The following is an 18,533-nucleotide window of genomic DNA, read 5'->3' as shown; positions in this document are numbered from 1 at the left end:
TCTTATCCTCCTTTCACCATAAATCCTGCCTCGGCAGCGTCTTTCAGCGCCGATTTCACTTCTTTTTCTGCCTGGGCCACGCCCCCGTCCACGGTGTAGCTGAGCGGCGCGCTGTCGTCGTCGCCGTAGCTAAAGTTGATGGTGCCCAGGTTTTCGTTCATCGACAGCGACACGCCGTTAGCGCCGCCGAGTAAAAATGACGGCGTGGAGAACCCATCGGATTTGGTTTGCGTTTTGGTAAACGCGATGGATTTCAGGCGCAGCTTGTCGCGATCTTTTAGCAAGTCGACAATCGAGTCCTGGGTGACCGCGTGGTTTGCCCACTGGTCAGCCAGCTTCTCGCGCGGCTTGGTTTTCAGTTCAAGGGAGACGACCGCCTGAGAACTGCTGTTATCCTGCAAACCGCGCAGGAGCGCTTTCAGCCGGTAATCCTCGCCCATCATCTCGGTGATACGGTCGGCGTTACTCGGTGACATCTCGCCTTCCATAAAGTGGCGCATAAAGTGGAACAAGCCGTTGTTGTCGATGCGCGAAAGGTTCTTATAGGTGGATTGGTACTCCGCCTTGTTCACCAGTTGCTGCTGGTTAAGCACCGCATTTTGCTGGCGCACGGTTTGCTGCAGTGACTGCAGCGCGGCCTGCGGGCCGTTGCCGGTCAGCTCGTGGTGCCGCGACGGCGGAATAAAGCGGGCAAAGTGGGTTTCCAGTTTGCCCAGCCGCTCTCCGGCTGACATCGGCAGGCGCGGAGCCCCTTCCGTCGGCGTGAGTTCATCCAGCAGCTGGCGGCTGGTGAGGTCGGTAAACTCGCCGCGCAGCCCGGCGATCAGCGCATCCACTTCGGCATTGGTCGGTTCCGGCTGCGTATTCTGCACGGATAGCGAGTCGGCCTGCTGCTGCCGGGCGGTAAGCTGCTGCAGCGTATCGAGCAGCGGGCGGCGAGTCTTCGCGTTATCGGCAGGCGAATACCAGCGGGTGAAGTGGGCATCCAGTTGGCTGAGCTTGTCGGCCACGGAGATCGGCAATTCACCTTCTTTCGGCTCTTCTTTCAGCCTGGCCAGCAGCTGCGTTGAGGCGCTGTCGGTAAACTGCTTGCCCAGCGTGGTCATCAGTTTTTCCAGATGAACGCCTTCCACCGGTTGGGCATTTTTTAAGTCCACGGTGAGGCTGTGCGTCGTCCGGTTGTTGATCGACAGCTGCACGCTGGCCCCGACGCCGACGCCCACCGAGAAGGGATCTTTGTGCTTCGGCTGAATGGTGGTGCTGACCGGAATGGCGATGTTGGCCCCGGCATTCATCTGGTTAAACGCCCTCAGGCGATGATCGCTGTGGCTGACGCCCTGCCCTTCGGCGTTGCGGGAGTCGGTCCGCTCGCGGCTGCCCGCCAGCAGGTTGGTGTTGGCATAGACGCCGCCGCCCAGCCGGGCGCTGGTGGGGAAATCTTTCTCGTGGCTGTCGGTAAACGGGAAGCCAACGCTCGCCAGCGCGGCGGCGTTGATGTCCACGCTGAAGCTCTGGGTTGCCCCACTTTTTACGCTGTGGTTGGCGCCCCGGTTCAGAAACTCCAGCGGATCCAGCGTGCCGCTGCTCAGCTGTTCGATAAAGCCAGGAATTTCGTGCTCCGCCAGTTCAAACGAGACGCCGTGCTGGGACTGAAGTTGCCCGCCCAGCGTGACGCCGCCGCCCAGGCGAACGCCCTGCGACAGCGGGTGTTTATGGTCGCCGTCGAGATAAACTTTGTGGGTTTTGTTGTAGTCGGTCAGCACGTTGTAGCCCACGCCCACAATGCCGGTTGCCGACACGGCACCGGTGCGCCCGAAGCTGACGTTAATCCCCGTATCACCGCGGGAGAAACTCATGGTGTAGCCACGGTCGGCGCCCACTTTACCGCCAACGCCCGCCACAACCTGAGTGCCCGGTGCTACCGTGGCGGTGGCGGACGCCCCATAGGTGCGGCTGAACGCCAGGTTTTCGCCGCTCTCCAGCGAGAGCACGGTAGAGACCATTTTGTCCTGCATTTCGCGCTGGTTTTCCGCCTGCATCACGGTTTTGGTGTTGATGTTCACGCCGTGGTTTTCTTTGCTGAACGCCTTGGTCATTGCCTTGATGGCGTCGTAGTTGGCCTCCAGCGACTTGTGGTTGCCGAAGCCCTGGGTGGTGACCGTTTTAATCACGTTCCCGCCCCATTCGCTGTCCCTTAGCCGGGCCACATTGGCGGCAATCTCCGTCATTTTGGCCGAACGCTGAGGTTCGCTCAGCAGCGAGGCCTGCTGCAGGTCATCCACCGAGTCATGCAGGGATTTCAGCGCCAGCACGTCCAGCATCACCCTGGATTTCACCAGCCCGATGTCGTCATGGATATCGCGCTGGCGCCCCATCGGCACCTGTTCTTTCTGATGGTTAAGGGTAATTTTCCTTGCCTCCAGCTCGGCGATAATCGCCCCAGCGTGATTGCTTTTATCGGCCGGGTAGCGCCGCAGCAATTCGTTCAGTTGCCCGGTCAGGTTATCCTGGCGGCTGCTCGACGGGTTCAGCGCCCCGCTTTGGCTATGGTTCAGGCCAAAACGAGACGGCGTGGCTTCCTGGCGGCGTTCGTCACGCACGCCATAGTGCTGGCCGATTTGCTCGCAGTAATGCGTACTGCTGTCGGAAAGCTGACGCGCAAAGCTGCTCATCTCTTCCAGCAGCGCTTTTTCCTGCGGCTGCCACTGGCGCGCCGTTTCCCCGCTCATGATCTCGAGGCGCTGGCTTAAGCCAGGGCGCGGGGCCGCTCTGCCCGGCTGCTGCGAGAGCGCCTTCAGCCGCTGGGTCAAGTCCCCCTGCTGCTGGTAAACGTCTTTCAGCCCTTCACGCCCGGCGTAGCGATGTTGAATGGAATAGGCGGCGGTTTTTATCGGGCGCGGCCATTCCAGCGACGGGCGGAAGACAAACGTGCTCAGGCGAGTGCGGAACGAGGTCCGAACCTGCTTGCCGTCCTGCCCGGTCTGGCCGAGGAAATTCACCTCGCGTTTGAAGGTGATCCCGGTGCCCGGCAGGCGCCAGTCTTTTGACGCTTTAGTCAGGCGCTCGTAGTTCTGGGTCGCCATGTTAGGCTCTGCCACCGGCGCGGTCACCGGATCGCCTTTTTCCCAGGCTCCGGCTTTGAAGACAAACGTATTGCCCTGCGTGTCGACGGCGCTGACTTGCCCCTTAGCCGAGGTTTGCAGCGCGGTGAGTTCAGGCTGGCTGCCGTCCTCGTTTGCGGGCAGAGTGGCTTTCGCTAATCCGTCGGCTTTGCCGCTGTTCCAGCCGTTTTCCGGCAGGCTGAACAGGCTCCCCTCTTTGCTTAACAGCCAAAGCTGCTTGTCTTCACCGAGGGCGAGATCGCTGACTTTTGCCGCATCCTCTTTCCCCGCGCTGCCGGGCACCAGCTTCTCAATTTGCTCTTTCAGTGTCGACTGGCTTAGCGTCTGGGTGGCACGCTGATTGCGACGCGTGGTGGTGTCTATGTGGTGGAACCCGATATCGCCTTTTTCGTTCACCGCCAGATAGCGGCGGCTGTCTATCGCCGTGAACGCCTGCGCTTTCTCGGCTTTGTCCAGCCCGGCCGTGGCCAGATCGGCGCTGACGCTTTTGGTCACCTGCGGCAGCGCAAAGACGTTGCTGCCGTGGTCGACTTTGTTGCTGCTCAGGTTCACCTTGAGGCGCTTCAGCTCGCCGTCTTTCATCAGCCACGGCTGGCCGTCCAGGCCGCACTGCAGCTTGTCTGCTTTTTCGTCGGAAGCGGCCCACAGGCCGGTGGTTTCGTTGAAGTAGTGCACTTTGCCGTCGTGCAAAGCCAGCTTGCCGAGCCGCCCGAGATCCACCACATCATGGGCGGCTGGCGTGACCTGCGGCAGCCCTTTTTGGTAGTCCAGCACCAGGCTGTCGCTGAGGTTCCAGCTGCTCTGCGGCTTGAGATCGCCGCCGTGCCAGTGGAAGGTAATGGCGTGCTTCTGGTCGTACTTATCCTTCACGATAAGGTGCAGGCGATCGGTTTCGTCGGCCAGCATATCTTCGATTCGCGCGCCATCTTCCACGGTCGCGGTCACGTATTGCGTGATGTTATCCAGCAGCGGCTTGTGCCGGGCGTCCCCAAAGGTCAGCGCCGTACTTTGTTCATCAGGTTTGTCGCCGCAGTGCAGGCGGCCATTGTTGTCTAACGCAAACAGCAGCGGGCCGTGCAGCGCCGTTTTCTTCAGCGTCATGTTCTCGGGCAGCGTCAGCATTTTGGGCTGAGGATCGGTCGCCGCCAGGTTGGCAACATAGGCCACCTGCGGCTTCTTCTCGTCGTCGCTCAGCAGCACCAGGGCATCGCGCTTCGGGCCTACCGCATAGTGATCGATTTTGTGCTCAAAATTGACCTTGATCGTGTCGCCCACGGCGCTGCCAAGCTGTTTGTCGTCGTTTACTCGCCAAAGCATGCCGTCGCTCTGGCGCGACAGGGAGGAGAGTTTGTCGTCCTCACCGGAGAGCGATTGCCAGGCGTTGGCGGCGCTGTCAAAGCTATAGAGTTTTTTGTCGTGCAGGCGGTAGCGCGTGCCGTCGCCGTCGGTGACGCTGTCCGTCAGGCGGTCGCGGATGCCCGTTTCCGGCAGGCGCACTTTCTCTCCGCCAATCTCGACGGTCTGGCGATCGTGCCAGGAAAGATGCTGCCCGGCGGGCTCCAGGCTTTGGCGGCGCATAAACCCTCGATGGTGCTGGGGCACTTCACGCCACTCCACTTTTTGCTGACTGTGGCTGAGAGCAATAAACGCGCCGGGCTGGCTGCGCAGCGTCATCAGCCGTCCCTCTTTATCCAGTAAAACATGCTGATGGCCGTCGTCGCTGGCCAGATGGTTTTGGTAACGCAGGCGGTCATGGCCGATGGTTTTTTCCATCAGGGCGTGAAGAGGCGCAGAGGTCGCGGGCGTATCAATCTCAAGCCGCCCTTTTTTATCGAGCGACAGCCGGGTTTCCAGCAGCATGTTTTTTTCTGGCTCAATCTCCGGCGGCAGCTCGGCAAAGTGGCTGTCGGGCGTTCCGACTTCATTACTGGGGATGGCGTTCGGGTCAGACACATCCGGCTGGCTGTAAACGCTGGCGGAGCTGGCGCTGGGCTGGCTGTAGAGGCTTGGGCTGGTGGCGCGTGAAGCATTGGCGCTGGCCTGACTATAGAGACTTGGGCTGCTGGCGCGCGAAGCGCTTGCCGTGACGGGGATCGTGATTTGTGCGGCTTCTTGTCCACCGCGATGCCGCCCTAAAAAACGGCTGAACATCCCTTTTTGCGGCATCTGAGTAGTTGTCGCGCTCTGCCTCACCCCACCGGGCGGCAGCGTAGCGCCCGCTTCGGCGTGCAGTGACCCGGACGCGGTTTGCGTGGGTGCCGCCTTGCCTTGTTTTATCGCGGAGGCGCGTGACCTCCCCTGCTGTAAATCGGTAATTTCCCGGTCGCTTATGGCTCGCCCTGGCTTGATAAAAGCCGATATTCCTAATCCCATGCTGTTACCCCTTAACAGTCAAACACGTTCTCCGCTTAGTCAGTGGTAAGAATTCAGTTCCGGTTCCAGGCTAAATTTTCTTTAACTCTGTGTAAAACCAGACAAAACCAGCCACAGCAAGGGCTGCAGCCCGTCTGATCGTTAAAATAAAATCAGAAAAAACCGATAGCCCCGGCATTTTCAGGCCGGAGAAAAAGCGGGAATGTTGCGGCAGATTGACTCATGACAAGGTCGGCAGTTGGTACCGCTCTCTATAATCGGCCTCCTTCCGCACAGGGGTAAATAACCGTGGATTATCAACTCAATTTCAACTGGCCAGAGTTTATGGAAACGTACTGGCAGAAAAAGCCGGTAGTGCTCAAAAATGCGCTGCCTGATTTTGTCGACCCTATCACGCCCGACGAACTTGCCGGCCTGGCAATGGAAAATGAAGTCGACAGCAGGCTGGTCAGTTTTAAAGAGGGGAAATGGCACGCCAGCAATGGCCCCTTTGAACACTTTGATAATCTCGGCGAGACCGGCTGGTCGCTGCTGGCCCAGGCCGTTAACCACTGGCACGAACCCGCCGCCGCGCTGGTGCGTCCTTTCCGCGTGCTGCCGGACTGGCGCCTGGACGATCTGATGATTTCGTTTTCCGTGCCGGGCGGCGGCGTTGGCCCGCACATCGACAACTATGACGTGTTTATTATCCAGGGCATGGGCAGCCGCCGCTGGCGCGTGGGTGATAAGCTGCCACTGAAGCAGTTTTGCCCGCACCCGGCGCTGCTGCACGTTGAGCCGTTCACGCCGATTATCGACGAAGATTTAGCCCCCGGAGATATCCTCTACATTCCGCCGGGCTTCCCGCACGACGGCTTCACCCATGAAACGGCCCTGAACTATTCGGTTGGCTTCCGCGGGCCAAACAGCCGCGATTTAATCAGCAGCTTTGCCGATTACGTGCTGGAAAATGACCTCGGCGGCGATCACTACAGCGACCCGGATCTCACCTGCCGGGCAAACCCAGGCAAAGTAGAAAACTACGAGCTGGAACGCCTGCGCAGCATGATGACGGCGTTGATTAGCCAGCCGGAAGCGTTCAACCAGTGGTTCGGCAGCTTTGTAACCACGCCGCGTCACGAGCTGGATATTGCCTCTGCAGAGCCGCCTTACGAGCCAGCAGAAGTGGCCGCCGCGCTGGCTGGCGGAGAAGAGCTGATTCGCCTGAGCGGGCTCAGGGTGCTGCAGGTTGGCGAGGGTTTCTTCGTCAACAGCGAACCGCTGGACGTCAGTCATCAGGCCGCAGCAGTGGCTATGTGCCGCTATACCCGGCTGACCAAAACGGAGCTGGGTGCCGCCGTGGAGGATGACGAATTTATCCGCCAGCTGACGGCGCTGATTAACCAGGGATACTGGTACTTCGAAGATTAAGTTTGCCCGTCTGAAACCTGGCTAATCGGAGAAAAACTAAGGCGATTTAAGCCGGAACCGTGCTTCGCTTTACGATTAACATTTCCCCAGGCACAACGTCGCGGGCTGTTTTACCCTCACCCTAGCCCTCTCCCTAAAAGGGAGAGGGGATAAACAATGCATCCCGTTATATGTTTTCTCCCTCGCCCTAACCCTCTCCCTAAAGGGAGATGGGATAAACAATGCATCTCGTTATATGTTTTCTCCCTCGCCCCTTTGGGGAGAGGGCCGGGGTGAGGGGAAGATTTGAAAGCAAAATATGACTCAACAACACCCAACAACGCCCACTCAAAGCAGCCAAACTCACCAGAACTTACTACAGTTAGTAAGGGCCTCCCCTTAAGGTATCAGGTGACAATATGGCGCTTTATTCCATCGGAGAAGTGGCTGCGCTTTGCAATATTAATCCGGTAACCCTCCGGGCCTGGCAGCGGCGTTACGGGTTGCTAAAACCTAAGCGAAGCGACGGCGGGCACCGCCTGTTTGATGCCGCCGACATCGAGCGTATTCGCGAGATCCAAACCTGGATTGAGCAAGGCGTGCAGGTCAGCAAAGTCAAAGGGCTGCTCAGCGGTGAAAACCGGGAAAAAGAGCACGCCTGGGGAGAGCGACAGGAAACGCTGCTCCGCCATCTGCAAAGCGGCAACCCCAACCTGCTCCGCGCCTGGATAGCCGATATTGGGCGCATCTACCCGGCGCACACCCTGGTGCAACATCTCTATCTTCCGCTACGACGCCGCCTTTACGGGCAGCAGATTGCGCTGTGCGCGTTGCTTAGCCTGCTGGATGGCGCTCTGATCAACTATATTGCGATGTGTATTGCCACCGCGCGCAAGCAAAACGGCAGAGACGCTTTAGTCGTGGGCTGGAACGTGCAGGACACAACGCGGCTGTGGATGGCGGCGTGGATTGCCAGCCAGCAGGGCTGGCGGGTCGACGTGCTGGCTAATTCGCTGAGCAGCCTGAAACCTGAGCTTTTTGACCGGCAAACGCTGCTGGTCTGGTGCGGTGACTGCCCCGGAGAGCGGCAAATAGACCAGATTGAATCATGGCGAAGCGCAGGGCTGCCGGTGTTTGCGCTGGGTAATATCGAACGCAGACAGACTACAGAGTGACGGCGATAAAGAGGGAAAATCGGCTTTTTCCCTCTTCGTCACAATCAAAGGTTCATTAACAACCCCGCTTCCCTTTATAATCGCTTCGTTAACAAACGGAGCAACGGATGAAACTGTCAAAAATGGCCCTTGTGGGCGGAATGCTGGTTATGGCGATCGGCGGCATTGGCGGCGTGATGCTGGTCGGCTACATCGTTATTTTGCATGGCGCGTGACGTAACTTTCCAGGCGCTCAAACAGGCGGTCAGTGACAATTGCCGCCAGCGCCACCAGCACCGCGCCCTGAATCACATAGGCGGTATTAAAGCCGCTTAGCCCGATAATAATCGGTGACCCGAGCGTGTTAGCGCCCACGGTAGACGCAATCGTCGCGGTACCAATATTAATGATCACCGATGTCCTGATGCCCGCCAGAATAACCGGCGCGGCGAGCGGCAGCTCCACTTTCCGCAGCATTTGCCCGCGGCTCATGCCGATGCCGAGCGCAATCTCGCGCGCGGATTCCGGCACCGCCCCAATCCCCGCCAGCGTCCCCTGTAAGATCGGCAGAAGGCCGTAAATCACCAGCGCGATGATCGCTGGCTCTTGTCCGAATCCCATCACCGGCACCGCCACGGCTAATACGGCCACCGGAGGAAAAGTCTGCCCGGCGGCAGTAATGGTCTCCACCAGCGAACGAAACTCCTCCCCCGCCGGACGTGTGACCAGAATCCCCAATCCTACGCCAATCACCACCGCAACCACGCTCGAAATCCCCACCAGCGTTAAGTGCGCCAGTGCCAGAGAGACAAAGCTGTCCTGCTGGTACATCGGCCTGGTCAGTTGCGGGAACAGCCAGCTAAACAGCCCGCTGGTATAAGGCAGTAGCACCAGCAGTGCGGCAAAAAGCGCGATAAGCCACAGCAGAGGATCACGTAGCAGGCGCATGTTCCCTCCTGACCAGATCGCTAAAGTGCAGCACGCCGCAGGGCTGATTCTGCGCATCCACCACCGGCAGTTTTTCACACTGGCGGTCAATAAACAGCGAGAGCGCCTCGCGCAGCGTCATGTCTGCCCGGATAGGCTCGCCTTCCAGACGCTCATCGGCGCGAATGCTGTCCGCGACGTGGCGCAGCGAAAGCAGCCGGACACCAAGCTCGCTGCGGCCAAAGAAGTCACGGACAAAATCGTTGGCCGGGTTGGTCAGCAGCTCCAGCGGCGTGCCCTGCTGGATAACTTTGCCGCCGTCCATCAGCACGATGTTGTCGGCCAGCGTTAAGGCCTCGTCGATGTCGTGCGTCACCAGCACAATGGTACGTCCCAGCAGTTGATGAATGCGAATCATCTCCTGCTGTAGCGTCGCGCGGGTGACCGGATCCAGCGCCCCAAAAGGCTCGTCCATCAGTAGCACTTCCGGGTCGGCTGCCAGCGCACGGGCCACACCCACACGCTGCTGCTGCCCGCCGGAGAGCTGGTGCGGATAACGGTCGCGGAACTGCGCGGCGTCCAGGCCTAACAGCTCCAGCAGCTCGTCAATACGTTCGGCGACTCTCGCCTTCGGCCACTTCAGCAGCTCAGGCACCGTGGCGATGTTCTGCGCCACCGTCCAGTGCGGGAACAGGCCAATGGACTGGATGGCGTAGCCCATGCGGCGGCGAAGCACTTTCGGGTCAAAGCTGCGGATTTCTTCCCCGGCAAAGCGAATGCGCCCTTCGTCGTGCTCCACCAGCCGGTTGATCATCTTCAGCGTGGTGGACTTGCCTGAGCCGGAGGTGCCGATCAGCACGGTGAATTGCCCTTCACGGATGTTCAGCGTCAAATCACTGACCGCCGCTTCGCCGTGGAAGTATTTGCTGACGCGATCGAACTCGATCATTATTTTGCCTCCAGCAGAGAAATAAACAGCTTAAACAGCGCATCGACGATCACCGCCAGGGCGATAACCGGCATCACGCCAAGCAGAACCAGATCCAGCGCGCTGCTCAGCAGCCCCTGGAAAATAATCGAGCCAAACCCGCCCGCGCCAATCAGCGCGGCGATAACCGCCATGCCGATAGTCTGCACGCAGACCACACGCAGGCTGCGCAGCAGCACCGGCAACGCCAGCGGCACTTCCGCTCGCCAGAAAATTTGCGCCCGCGACATGCCCATGCCCAGCGCACTTTCCACGATGTTGCGCGGCACCTGCTGCAAACCCGCCACGACGCCACGCACCAGTGGCAAGAGCGCATAAAGCACCAGCGCAATCAGTGCAGGCGCGACGCCAATGCCGCTCACGCCAATTTTCCCCAGCCACGGCAGCCAGGCGGCAAGGCCCGCCAGCGGCGCAATCAGCAGGCCGAACAGCGCCACGGACGGCACCGTCTGGATCACGTTGAGCAGAGAAAACACGCCGGATTGCCAGGCCGGGCGGCGATAGCAAAGCAGCCCCAGCGGGACGCCAATCAGCAGCGCCGGAACCAGCGTGCCGGCCAGCAGGGCCAGGTGGCGGCTCAGGGCATCGTCAAACACGTCCTGGCGGTTGACATACTCCTTCATCAGCGAAAGATCGCTGAAGTAGCCGGTTGCCAGCAGCGCGACGGGGACGAGCCAGACCTGGAGATTCAGCAAGAGCCGCCACAAAGGGCTGGCCGTAAGGCGGTTAGCCGCATCGGCGCACAGCAGCAGGCAAACCGCCAGCATCAGCCACAGTCCACTGCCGGGAGACGTACGCGCGAGGGAACTGCCCTCAAGGGCAAGCTGGCTCGCGGTATGCCCCAGTAGTAACAGCAGGCCGATAAACAGCAGTTCACCGGTGGCAATAATCACCAGTTGCGTGAGGGCGCGTGCGGGTGCCAGCGTCAGGCCAGCCAGCATCAGAAAAGGAATCACCAGCCAGTAATGCAGCGTGCCGGGCAACTGGGTAAAGCCCAGCGGCTCGCCGGAAACCAGGCGGTTAGGCGCGTTGTTGATGATCGGGAGTAACATCAAGGCGGCCGCCAGCAGTAACACCAGCAGCAGCAGTACCCTGTTATGAATTTTTAGCAAACGTCATTCCAGCAGATTGAGGACAAACAGCCGAAAACCAGCGTTTTCGGCTGTTTGAGGCAGACCAGATAACGACGTGCATTTCGCGCGTTTATGCACGATGCACGCCGCCAGCAGGCTATTTAACAAAGCCTTTTTGCTTTAAGTAATCAGCGGCCACTTTTTTGGCATCCTGACCTTCCACGGCAATTTTCGCGTTCAACTGCTGCAGGGTTTTCTGGTCGAGGGAAGTAAAGACCGGTTTCAGCCAGTCGCCAATTTGCGGGTACTCTTTCAGCACGGCCTCACGCACCACGGCGGTTGGCGCAGAAACTGCCTGTACGCCTTTAGGGTCGGTGAGCGTTTCCAGACCCAGGGCCGCAACCGGGCCATCGGTGCCGTAGGCCATCGCGGCGTTAACGCCGGAGGTTTGCTGCGCTGCTGCTTTAATGGTTACTGCGGTGTCGCCCCCGGCCAGGGAAAGCAGCTGGCTTTGTTCCAGCTTAAAGCCGTAAGCTTTTTCGAAAGCAGGCAGCGCGTCGGAACGCTCAATAAACTCGGCGGAAGCCGCCAGCTTAAAGGTGCCGCCCTTTTTCAGGTATTCGCTAAGGTCGGCCAGGGAAACCAGGTGGTTTTTCTCCGCCAAATCCTTACGTACCGCGATGGTGTAAGTGTTATTGGCCGGGGCCGGCGTCAGCCAGACCAGATGGTTTTTGTCGTAATCCAGTTGCTTAACTTTTTCATAGCCCTTTTGGGCATCTTTCCAGGCCGGATCGTTTTCAGTTTTAAAGAAGAACGCGCCGTTGCCGGTGTATTCCGGGTAAATATCCAGCTCACCGGAGGTAATCGCCCCGCGCACAACCGGGGTGGTACCGAGCTGGACTTTGTTGACGGTTTTTACATCATGGCTTTCCAGCACCTGCAAAATAATATTGCCGAGCAAAGAGCCTTCGGTATCAATTTTAGAGCCGACTTTCACCGGTTCAGCCGCCTGCGCGCCTGCTGCCAACATCACTAATCCTGCCAAACCCCAACGTGTTGATATGTTCATAGTTATTCCTCGTTGTTCTTTACTTAAAAATCATGCAGTAAACAAAGAATAGCCGAGTTTGAATCAGCTGGGGAAAGCACTAAGCGGTATATGATATGCGAACTCGTTTGGACAGGCTGGCCGTCGTAAACGCCATCACCAACGCCTCAACGGTCGGGCTAAAGCCCTACACTTATTGTCATTTATACTTTTTTTACCCACCGCTTTGGCTTTTTTACCTTCTTTTTATACGCCAGTGAATATGCTCTTTTCGTCGCCGAGAGGCTTAGAAAAAGACCGCCATGAACTCACTCATTCACCACTCGCTCGTTAAAAACATTTTTACGCTTTTCGCTTTTCCGCAGGCCTCATCCAGTGAAGGATCCGTCGGCCAGTCAGCGCGGCAAAAGCCAGCGGAGGAGCGAGCTAAAGAGTTTGCCGAAGAGGTGCAGCGCTACTTGCAGCGTCACCCAGACACAAAGCACGTTGATATTTACCTCAATGACGTCAACGGGGCTTTTCGCGGCAAACGCATCGCGGTAGACAGCCTGCTGTCGCTCTCTGCCGGCTGTTATTTCCCACAATCCGTTTACGCGATGGATCACGAGGGCAAGCCGTTTAGCCAGGCCTCGGCCAGCGTGGAATACGACGAGCCCGACGGGCTTTGCCTGCCGGTGGCGGGTACGCTGCGGCCCTGCGCCCACGACCCGAAGCACAACGCGCAGTTGCTGTTGACCATGAAGCAGAGCGACGGCAGCGGCTACGCGCTGGAACCCAGAGTGGTGCTGGAAAATGTCCTGCAGAAGTTTCATTACCACGGCCTGTACCCGGTCGCCGCGCCGGAAATAGAGTTTTACCTGGTCAGCAAAGCCCAGCAGGACGTCCCGGCCCAGGGCTGCTTTTATATGCCCGTCCCGTCCGATTACACCGCTTTTATTGAAGCGCTGGAGCAGGCCGCCGCCGATCAAAAACTGCCGCTGAGCGGTATCGTCTGCGAAGCGGAAGCCGGGCAGTTTGAGCTGAACCTGAAGCATGGCAAAGACATCGTTGGCGTGTGCGAAAGCGTGCTGGCGCTACGCCGCCTGACCAGTATTGTGGCCGATAAGTTTGGCTATCAGGCAAACTTTATGGCAAAGCCGTTTTCGCACCTGGCCGGGAATGGCCTGCATTTTCATATCAGCCTGAACGACCGCAAAGGCGACAACGTTTTTGCCTCCCCGGCGGAAAACCTGAACGAAATGACCCAGCTCTGCCTGGCGGGGATGTTGCAAACCATGCCCGCCGCCGTGGCCGTTATCGCTCCACACGTTAACTCTTTCAGGCGGTTGCGCAAAAATCTTAATGAGCCGCTGTTCAGTTCCTGGGGCTACAACAAGCGCAGCGCCGCCTTGCGCATCCCCTGCTCCGACGACAGCAACCGCCGCATTGAGTACCGCCTGGCCGGGGCCGACGTGAACCCGTATCTGGCGATGGCCGCCATTCTGACCGGCATGCTTTACGGGCTGGAAAATATCGACAGCGATACCCTAAAGAATTCGGCGCTGTTTGCCCCTGAGCTGCCGCTGTTCCAGCACGTCGCAATCGCAGAGTTTCAGCAAAGCCATTACATGACCGAAAGCCTGGGGGAAGCGTTCTCCCGCCAGTGGGTGACCCACAAGCTGTCGGAACTGGCGTGGTTTGAAACTATCGTGACCCAGGAAGAAGCGGTGCTGTCCCGCTAACGCCCGTGCGCTATCAACCCGAATGCTAACCTGAGGTGATGTATGTCTCGTCTTATTATGCTGTCTAATCGCTGCGAACCAGAACGCGGGCAGCGCGGCGATCCTTTGCTTCCGGTCCTTCATGCCGTTCTGAAGAAACATTCGGGCCTGTGGTTTGGCTGGAACGGTGAAATAGCCGCCGGGAATAAGCAGAGAAAAGAGCGTTTTTTCAGCCAGTCGGGCTACCAGCAATACAGCTGGGCGCTGACCCCCAACGAGTATGACAACTTTTACCAGGGCTATATTCATCAGGTGCTGTGGCCGGTTTTCCACAATCGCCCGGATTTGATCCACTATAAAAAAGAGTATTTCACCACCTGGAAGAACTATAACTATGATGTGAAAGCTCGGGTGGCCGCCAAAATTGAGCCTGACGATCTCGTCTGGGTGCAGGACTACCATCTGCTGTTCACCGGCAAGATGCTCAAAGAGGATGGCTACACCAACCGCTGCGGCTTCTTCCTGCATCAGCCCTTCCCGCCAGGCGATGTGCTGCGCTCGGTGCCCGAGCACGACAGCCTGATGCAGGCGCTGTTCAGCTACGATCTGCTTGGCTTCCAGTCGAGCGGAGATGTGAATAATTTCCTCGCCTATGCGCTGCGGTTTTATCGCGTGGAGCGGCTGGCGGATAATCTTATTCAGCTTAACGGGCACATTATCCGGCTGGGGATTTTTCCCTGCGGCGTGGATAAAACCCTGCCGCCGCTTTCGCACACCAACGCCGAAGCGGTGCGCAACTACCCTCGCCAGATTGTGATCAGCAACGACACCATCAGCGATATCAGCGGCGTGCATTGCCACCTGAATACGATGGAAACGTTTCTAAGTTCGCACCCGGAGTACCTGCGTGACGTCAGCCTGCTGCAAATTTCTGATGCTTCAAGGGGCTATTCGTGGTCGGCGCGGGATCTCTGCGACCAGCTGGAACACCAGTGCGCAGACATTAACGCTCGCTTTGGGGATTCGGGCTGGTACCCCATCAACTATATTCGCAACCATCTGTGCCACTCCGATTTGATTTACGCGTTTTACCGTAACGCCCACGTGGCGATGTTCACCCCACTTTCTGAGGGGATGAGCCTGGAGGCAAAAGCCTTTGTTCTCGCGCAGGATGCCGAAGACCCCGGCGTACTGATGCTGTCGGCCCTGACCGGCACGGCAGAACAGCTGACGGATGCGGTGTTGATCAATCCCTACGATGCCAACGAAGCAAGCCATGCGCTGTACTCCGCGCTGACGATGCCGCTGCACGAGCGCAAACGCCGTCACCAGCAGCTGCTGGCCAAAGTGGAAAGGTACGACAGCCAGTGGTGGGCCAGAGCTTTTCTGGATTCGCTCAATGCAGAGTCTGCTCCGGCGCCTGCGACGGTGATCCCTTTCCGCGCGTCTCACCACGGGATTTTTACACCGCAGAATTTGTATTGATGGTTTCCGGGTGGGCTTATGGCAGCAAATACCCGCGATTATGCAAGGTCGGCTAAAGTTCCGTTCACTTTGAGTCCTGTTTTATATGCAGCCCCCGCACTTGTGAACGACTCGGGGGAGTCACCGTCACTCCCCCGAGACCCCGGACTCCCGGCGAAATAAATCGACCGCTGAAGCGGCAGACCTCCGTTTTATCTCCCAGTCCTGGGTCGGCTGAGATGCGTTCCCGACGCTCTCAGCCTCCGGCCGTTCCCGACGGCCGGACCCTGGCCAGTCGGAGAGAAAATGGAGGCGATTTAAGCCGGAACCGTGCCTCGCTTCAATCCCGCAGCCATACGGAACGTTAACGTTGCTGAAAGTCCCACAGCCACGCCCTTGTTCACGGCTCTCATCGCCCCCGGTTATGACCCAACTCAGGCGGGGTTGAGCTGTCGGGAACAGCGAAAGAGAGCGATCGTCGGGAACGAATCGCGAACGACCCCGAATGTTTGGGTGATAGCCGGTGGGTTTACCGCTTCAGCGGCGATGAGCTCGCCGGGCGCCGGGGGTTGTCAGGGGGCATGGCGTAATGCCCCCTGACACATTCACCGTGCTCTGAGCGTATATGGGAAATCGATCTACGGGTGAACGGAAAATTGAAAGGTTAAAATAGGGACACCGCCCACCTCAAAGAATAAGCAATTAAACACATACATAACAAAAACTTACTTAAAAAAACCTAGCCAACCCTTGCGCGAATTCTAATCTCAATCGCAACACTGTCATCCACCACGGCCTCAAATTTATCCATATTAAAGGCGGCGCGAGAGATAACCGTTGTGGCACGTAATGAGAGAGCTATTGATGGTTTCCGGGTGGGCTTATGGCAGCAAATACCCGCGATTATGAAGGGTCGGCTAATGTTCCGTTCACTTCCAGCCCTTTTTTATATGTAGCCACCGCATCGGTGAACGTCTCAGGGGAATCACCGTCACTCCCCTGAGAACCCGGACTCCCGGCGAAATAAATCGACCGCTGAAGCGGCAGACCTCCGTTTTATCTCCCAGTCCTGGGTCGGCTGAGATGCGTTCCCGACGCTCTCAGCCTCCGGCCGTTCCCGACGGCCGGACCCTGGCCAGTCGGAGAGAAAACAGAGGCGATTTAAGCCGGAACCGTGCCTCGCTGTTAGCCCACAGCTATTCTGAAAATCATTGTTGCTTCAAGTCTTACAGCTACGCCCTTGTCCCCGGCTCCCATCGCCCCCGGTTATGACCCAACTCAGGCGGGGTTGAGCTGTCGGGAACAGCGAAAGAGAGCGATCGTCGGGAACGAATCGCGAACGACCCCGAATGTTTGGGTGATAGCCGGTGGGTTTACCGCTTCAGCGGCGATGAGTTCGCCGGGCGCCGGGGGTTGTCAGGGGGCATGGCGTAATGCCCCCTGACACGTTCACCGTGCTCTGAGCGTATATGGGAAATCGATCTACGGGTGAACGGAAAATTGAAAGGTTAAAATAGGGACACCGCCCACCTCAAAGAATAAGCAATTAAACACATACATAACAAAAACTTACTTAAAAAAACCTAGCCAACCCTTGCGCGAATTCTAATCTCAATCGCAACACTGTCATCCACCACGGCCTCAAATTTATCCATATTAAAGGCGGCGCGGGAGATAACCGTTGTGGCACGTAATGAGAGAGCACTTGGGCCTGAAGTTAATGCGGGTGCGTGATCCAGACTTGCCTCCAAAACCACCGGACGCTGGACATTTTTTACCTGCACTATGCCAAAAATCCTGTATCGCCCGTTGCCCTGAGCCACAACTCTGGTGCTGGTAAACGTGAGCATAGGATAATGTGCGGTATCAAAGAATAACCCGCCCTGCAGCTGATACGTCAGCAGGCTGTTTGAAGCCTGAAGCGTCGCGACGGGGATGTGCACGCTGATGCTGTCGTGCATATCGTTCCCTGCATCCAGCAAAAGTGAGCCAGTGACACCCTCGAGGTGCGCCTGAGAAGTCCCGCCAAAAGCGCGCCATGAAAGTTCTATCGCCGTTTGCGGCGTGAGGACGCTGTAGCTTTCCGGCGCGGCATACAGCCAGGGACTGAACGACAGGCCGAGGATTATTTTCAGAAAAATACGCAGCATGGAGTATTTCCGGTAGCGGACATACTCAGCTAACGTTTCACTGCCGCATTTTATTCATATTTATTTTTATTATTTTTTTATTGATGTGAAAAACTATAAAAACCAGACAAGCCCGTGAAGTTAGACGTCTAACCTCTTAATAACCACACAAAAATAATTAAACCAAAATTAATACACTTGATTACATTAATTCCAGAAGAAGATATTTAAAGTTTAAAAAGTCAGTGTCACATTGTGGGTCCCTCACCCTACTCCTCGTGGCAGCGAGACATAATAAAATGTTAAACATTAATGATAAAAATATTACCCAGGAAGTGCTCTCCAGAATTTCAATTCCCCCCGACGACCGTATGCATACGATTTTTACTGGTCTGATCGAGCATTTGCATTCTTTTGCCCGGGACGTACAGCTGACGGAGCAGGAGTGGGAGAAAGGCATTGAATTTCTTACCCAGGTTGGAAAATATTGCAGCCCCGAACGCCAGGAGTTTATTTTGCTTTCCGATGTGCTGGGATTATCTTCTTTGGTGATTGCGCAAAATAATCGCAAACCCGCGGGCTGCACGGAATCCACCGTATTTGGGCCTTTCCATGTAGCGGAAGCTCCCCAGCTTGCACCTGGAGACGATTTTTCACAGGGCGCGCCGGGTACACCGTGGTTTGTAACAGGCAAAGTAACCGGGATCGGCGGGGAAGCCGTCGCCAATGCAACGATTGATATCTGGCATGCCGACGGCGATGGTCAATACGATGTGCAGGCATCGGATGTTCACGGACTTCGCTGTCGAGGTGTCCTGAAGGCAGACTCGCAGGGAGAGTTCTTCTTCAGAACCGTTGTTCCTGAGGCTTATGAGATCCCCAGCGACGGCCCGGTCGGCAGCCTGCTTGCCGCCCAGGGGAGAGCTGCGTGGCGCCCGGCGCATCTGCACTTCATGATCAACGCTGAGGGATATCAGCGTTTAATTACGCATGTCTTCAATAAAGAGGATGAATACCTCAATTCAGACAGCGTATTTGGCGTAAGAGCCTCGTTGATTGCCGACTGGGTTGAACACGCGCCGGGCATTGCGCCTGACGGTACGTTTTGCCCGCAATCGTTCTGCACCCTGGACTTCAATTTCGTCCTGAACCCGGCCAGCTAAAGC

Annotated in this window: 12 protein-coding genes; 6 read left to right on the top strand and 6 right to left on the bottom strand. The window is 57.5% G+C overall.

Annotation, left to right across the window (positions count from 1 at the left end; all coding sequences use genetic code 11):
• Positions 1-2: 2 nt before the first annotated feature.
• Positions 3-5,495 (bottom strand): AvrE-family type 3 secretion system effector, encoded by a 5,493-nt coding sequence (locus tag LH86_RS11435; RefSeq protein ID WP_231562685.1) that lies wholly within the window; start codon positions 5,493-5,495, stop codon positions 3-5.
• Positions 5,496-5,783: 288 nt separating this feature from the next.
• On the opposite strand from LH86_RS11435, the gene LH86_RS11430 reads away from it, so the two are divergent.
• From LH86_RS11430 to LH86_RS22810, 3 genes are all read left to right on the top strand, one after another.
• Positions 5,784-6,905: a cupin domain-containing protein gene (locus tag LH86_RS11430; protein WP_039301331.1), complete on the top strand. Its 1,122-nt coding sequence runs from the start codon at positions 5,784-5,786 to the stop codon at positions 6,903-6,905.
• A 398-nt stretch (positions 6,906-7,303) separates the two neighbouring features.
• Positions 7,304-8,059 (top strand): MerR family transcriptional regulator, encoded by a 756-nt coding sequence (locus LH86_RS11425; protein WP_039301328.1) that lies wholly within the window; start codon positions 7,304-7,306, stop codon positions 8,057-8,059.
• A gap of 122 nt (positions 8,060-8,181) precedes the next feature.
• On the top strand, positions 8,182-8,274 hold the full coding sequence (locus LH86_RS22810; RefSeq protein ID WP_409335219.1) for a hypothetical protein: 93 nt from the start codon (positions 8,182-8,184) through the stop codon (positions 8,272-8,274).
• Here the strand turns inward: LH86_RS22810 and LH86_RS11415 are convergent.
• From LH86_RS11415 to LH86_RS11400, 4 genes are all read right to left on the bottom strand, one after another.
• Positions 8,255-8,986 (bottom strand): ABC transporter permease, encoded by a 732-nt coding sequence (locus LH86_RS11415; protein WP_039291356.1) that lies wholly within the window; start codon positions 8,984-8,986, stop codon positions 8,255-8,257. The genes LH86_RS22810 and LH86_RS11415 overlap by 20 nt on opposite strands.
• The gene (locus LH86_RS11410) at positions 8,970-9,914 is read right to left on the bottom strand and encodes an ABC transporter ATP-binding protein (RefSeq protein WP_039301325.1); all 945 of its coding nucleotides are present in this window, start codon (positions 9,912-9,914) and stop codon (positions 8,970-8,972) included. Before LH86_RS11410 ends, LH86_RS11415 begins: the two co-directional genes overlap by 17 nt.
• Positions 9,914-11,065, bottom strand: a complete 1,152-nt coding sequence (locus LH86_RS11405) for an ABC transporter permease (protein WP_039301322.1) — start codon at positions 11,063-11,065, stop codon at positions 9,914-9,916. Before LH86_RS11405 ends, LH86_RS11410 begins: the two co-directional genes overlap by 1 nt.
• Positions 11,066-11,183: 118 nt before the next feature.
• Positions 11,184-12,095 (bottom strand): ABC transporter substrate-binding protein, encoded by a 912-nt coding sequence (locus LH86_RS11400; protein ID WP_039291353.1) that lies wholly within the window; start codon positions 12,093-12,095, stop codon positions 11,184-11,186.
• Between the two features lie 281 nt (positions 12,096-12,376).
• Here LH86_RS11400 and LH86_RS11395 point away from each other — a divergent pair, with 281 nt between their 5' ends.
• Both LH86_RS11395 and LH86_RS11390 read left to right on the top strand, forming a co-directional pair.
• The gene (locus LH86_RS11395) at positions 12,377-13,795 is read left to right on the top strand and encodes a glutamine synthetase family protein (RefSeq protein WP_039301319.1); all 1,419 of its coding nucleotides are present in this window, start codon (positions 12,377-12,379) and stop codon (positions 13,793-13,795) included.
• Positions 13,796-13,837: 42 nt separating this feature from the next.
• Positions 13,838-15,259, top strand: coding sequence for an alpha,alpha-trehalose-phosphate synthase (UDP-forming) (locus LH86_RS11390; RefSeq protein ID WP_039301316.1), 1,422 nt, complete (start codon positions 13,838-13,840; stop codon positions 15,257-15,259).
• A gap of 1,562 nt (positions 15,260-16,821) precedes the next feature.
• Here LH86_RS11390 and LH86_RS11385 read toward each other — a convergent pair.
• A complete protein-coding gene (locus LH86_RS11385) occupies positions 16,822-17,388 on the bottom strand; it encodes a YceI family protein (protein WP_039301314.1) in 567 nt (188 codons plus the stop codon).
• 278 nt (positions 17,389-17,666) lie between these two features.
• Between LH86_RS11385 and LH86_RS11380 the strand changes: the two genes are divergently transcribed.
• Positions 17,667-18,530, top strand: a complete 864-nt coding sequence (locus LH86_RS11380) for a dioxygenase (protein ID WP_039301312.1) — start codon at positions 17,667-17,669, stop codon at positions 18,528-18,530.
• Positions 18,531-18,533 lie beyond the last annotated feature (3 nt).

It is taken from the genome of Cedecea neteri (assembly GCF_000758325.1).
Taxonomy (GTDB): domain Bacteria; phylum Pseudomonadota; class Gammaproteobacteria; order Enterobacterales; family Enterobacteriaceae; genus Cedecea; species Cedecea neteri_B.
This window is presented reverse-complemented; position numbering and strand designations above follow the sequence as displayed.

What these genes read in the sequence shown, in the direction of transcription:
- LH86_RS11380 (WP_039301312.1), top strand. Translation starts at nt 17,667, where the DNA reads ATGTTAAACATTAATGATAAAAATATTACCCAGGAAGTGCTCTCCAGA.
- LH86_RS11415 (WP_039291356.1), bottom strand. Translation starts at nt 8,986, where the DNA reads ATGCGCCTGCTACGTGATCCTCTGCTGTGGCTTATCGCGCTTTTTGCC.
- LH86_RS22810 (WP_409335219.1), top strand. Translation starts at nt 8,182, where the DNA reads ATGGCCCTTGTGGGCGGAATGCTGGTTATGGCGATCGGCGGCATTGGC.
- LH86_RS11385 (WP_039301314.1), bottom strand. Translation starts at nt 17,388, where the DNA reads ATGCTGCGTATTTTTCTGAAAATAATCCTCGGCCTGTCGTTCAGTCCC.
- LH86_RS11395 (WP_039301319.1), top strand. Translation starts at nt 12,377, where the DNA reads ATGAACTCACTCATTCACCACTCGCTCGTTAAAAACATTTTTACGCTT.
- LH86_RS11400 (WP_039291353.1), bottom strand. Translation starts at nt 12,095, where the DNA reads ATGAACATATCAACACGTTGGGGTTTGGCAGGATTAGTGATGTTGGCA.
- LH86_RS11425 (WP_039301328.1), top strand. Translation starts at nt 7,304, where the DNA reads ATGGCGCTTTATTCCATCGGAGAAGTGGCTGCGCTTTGCAATATTAAT.
- LH86_RS11410 (WP_039301325.1), bottom strand. Translation starts at nt 9,914, where the DNA reads ATGATCGAGTTCGATCGCGTCAGCAAATACTTCCACGGCGAAGCGGCG.
- LH86_RS11435 (WP_231562685.1), bottom strand. Translation starts at nt 5,495, where the DNA reads ATGGGATTAGGAATATCGGCTTTTATCAAGCCAGGGCGAGCCATAAGC.
- LH86_RS11390 (WP_039301316.1), top strand. Translation starts at nt 13,838, where the DNA reads ATGTCTCGTCTTATTATGCTGTCTAATCGCTGCGAACCAGAACGCGGG.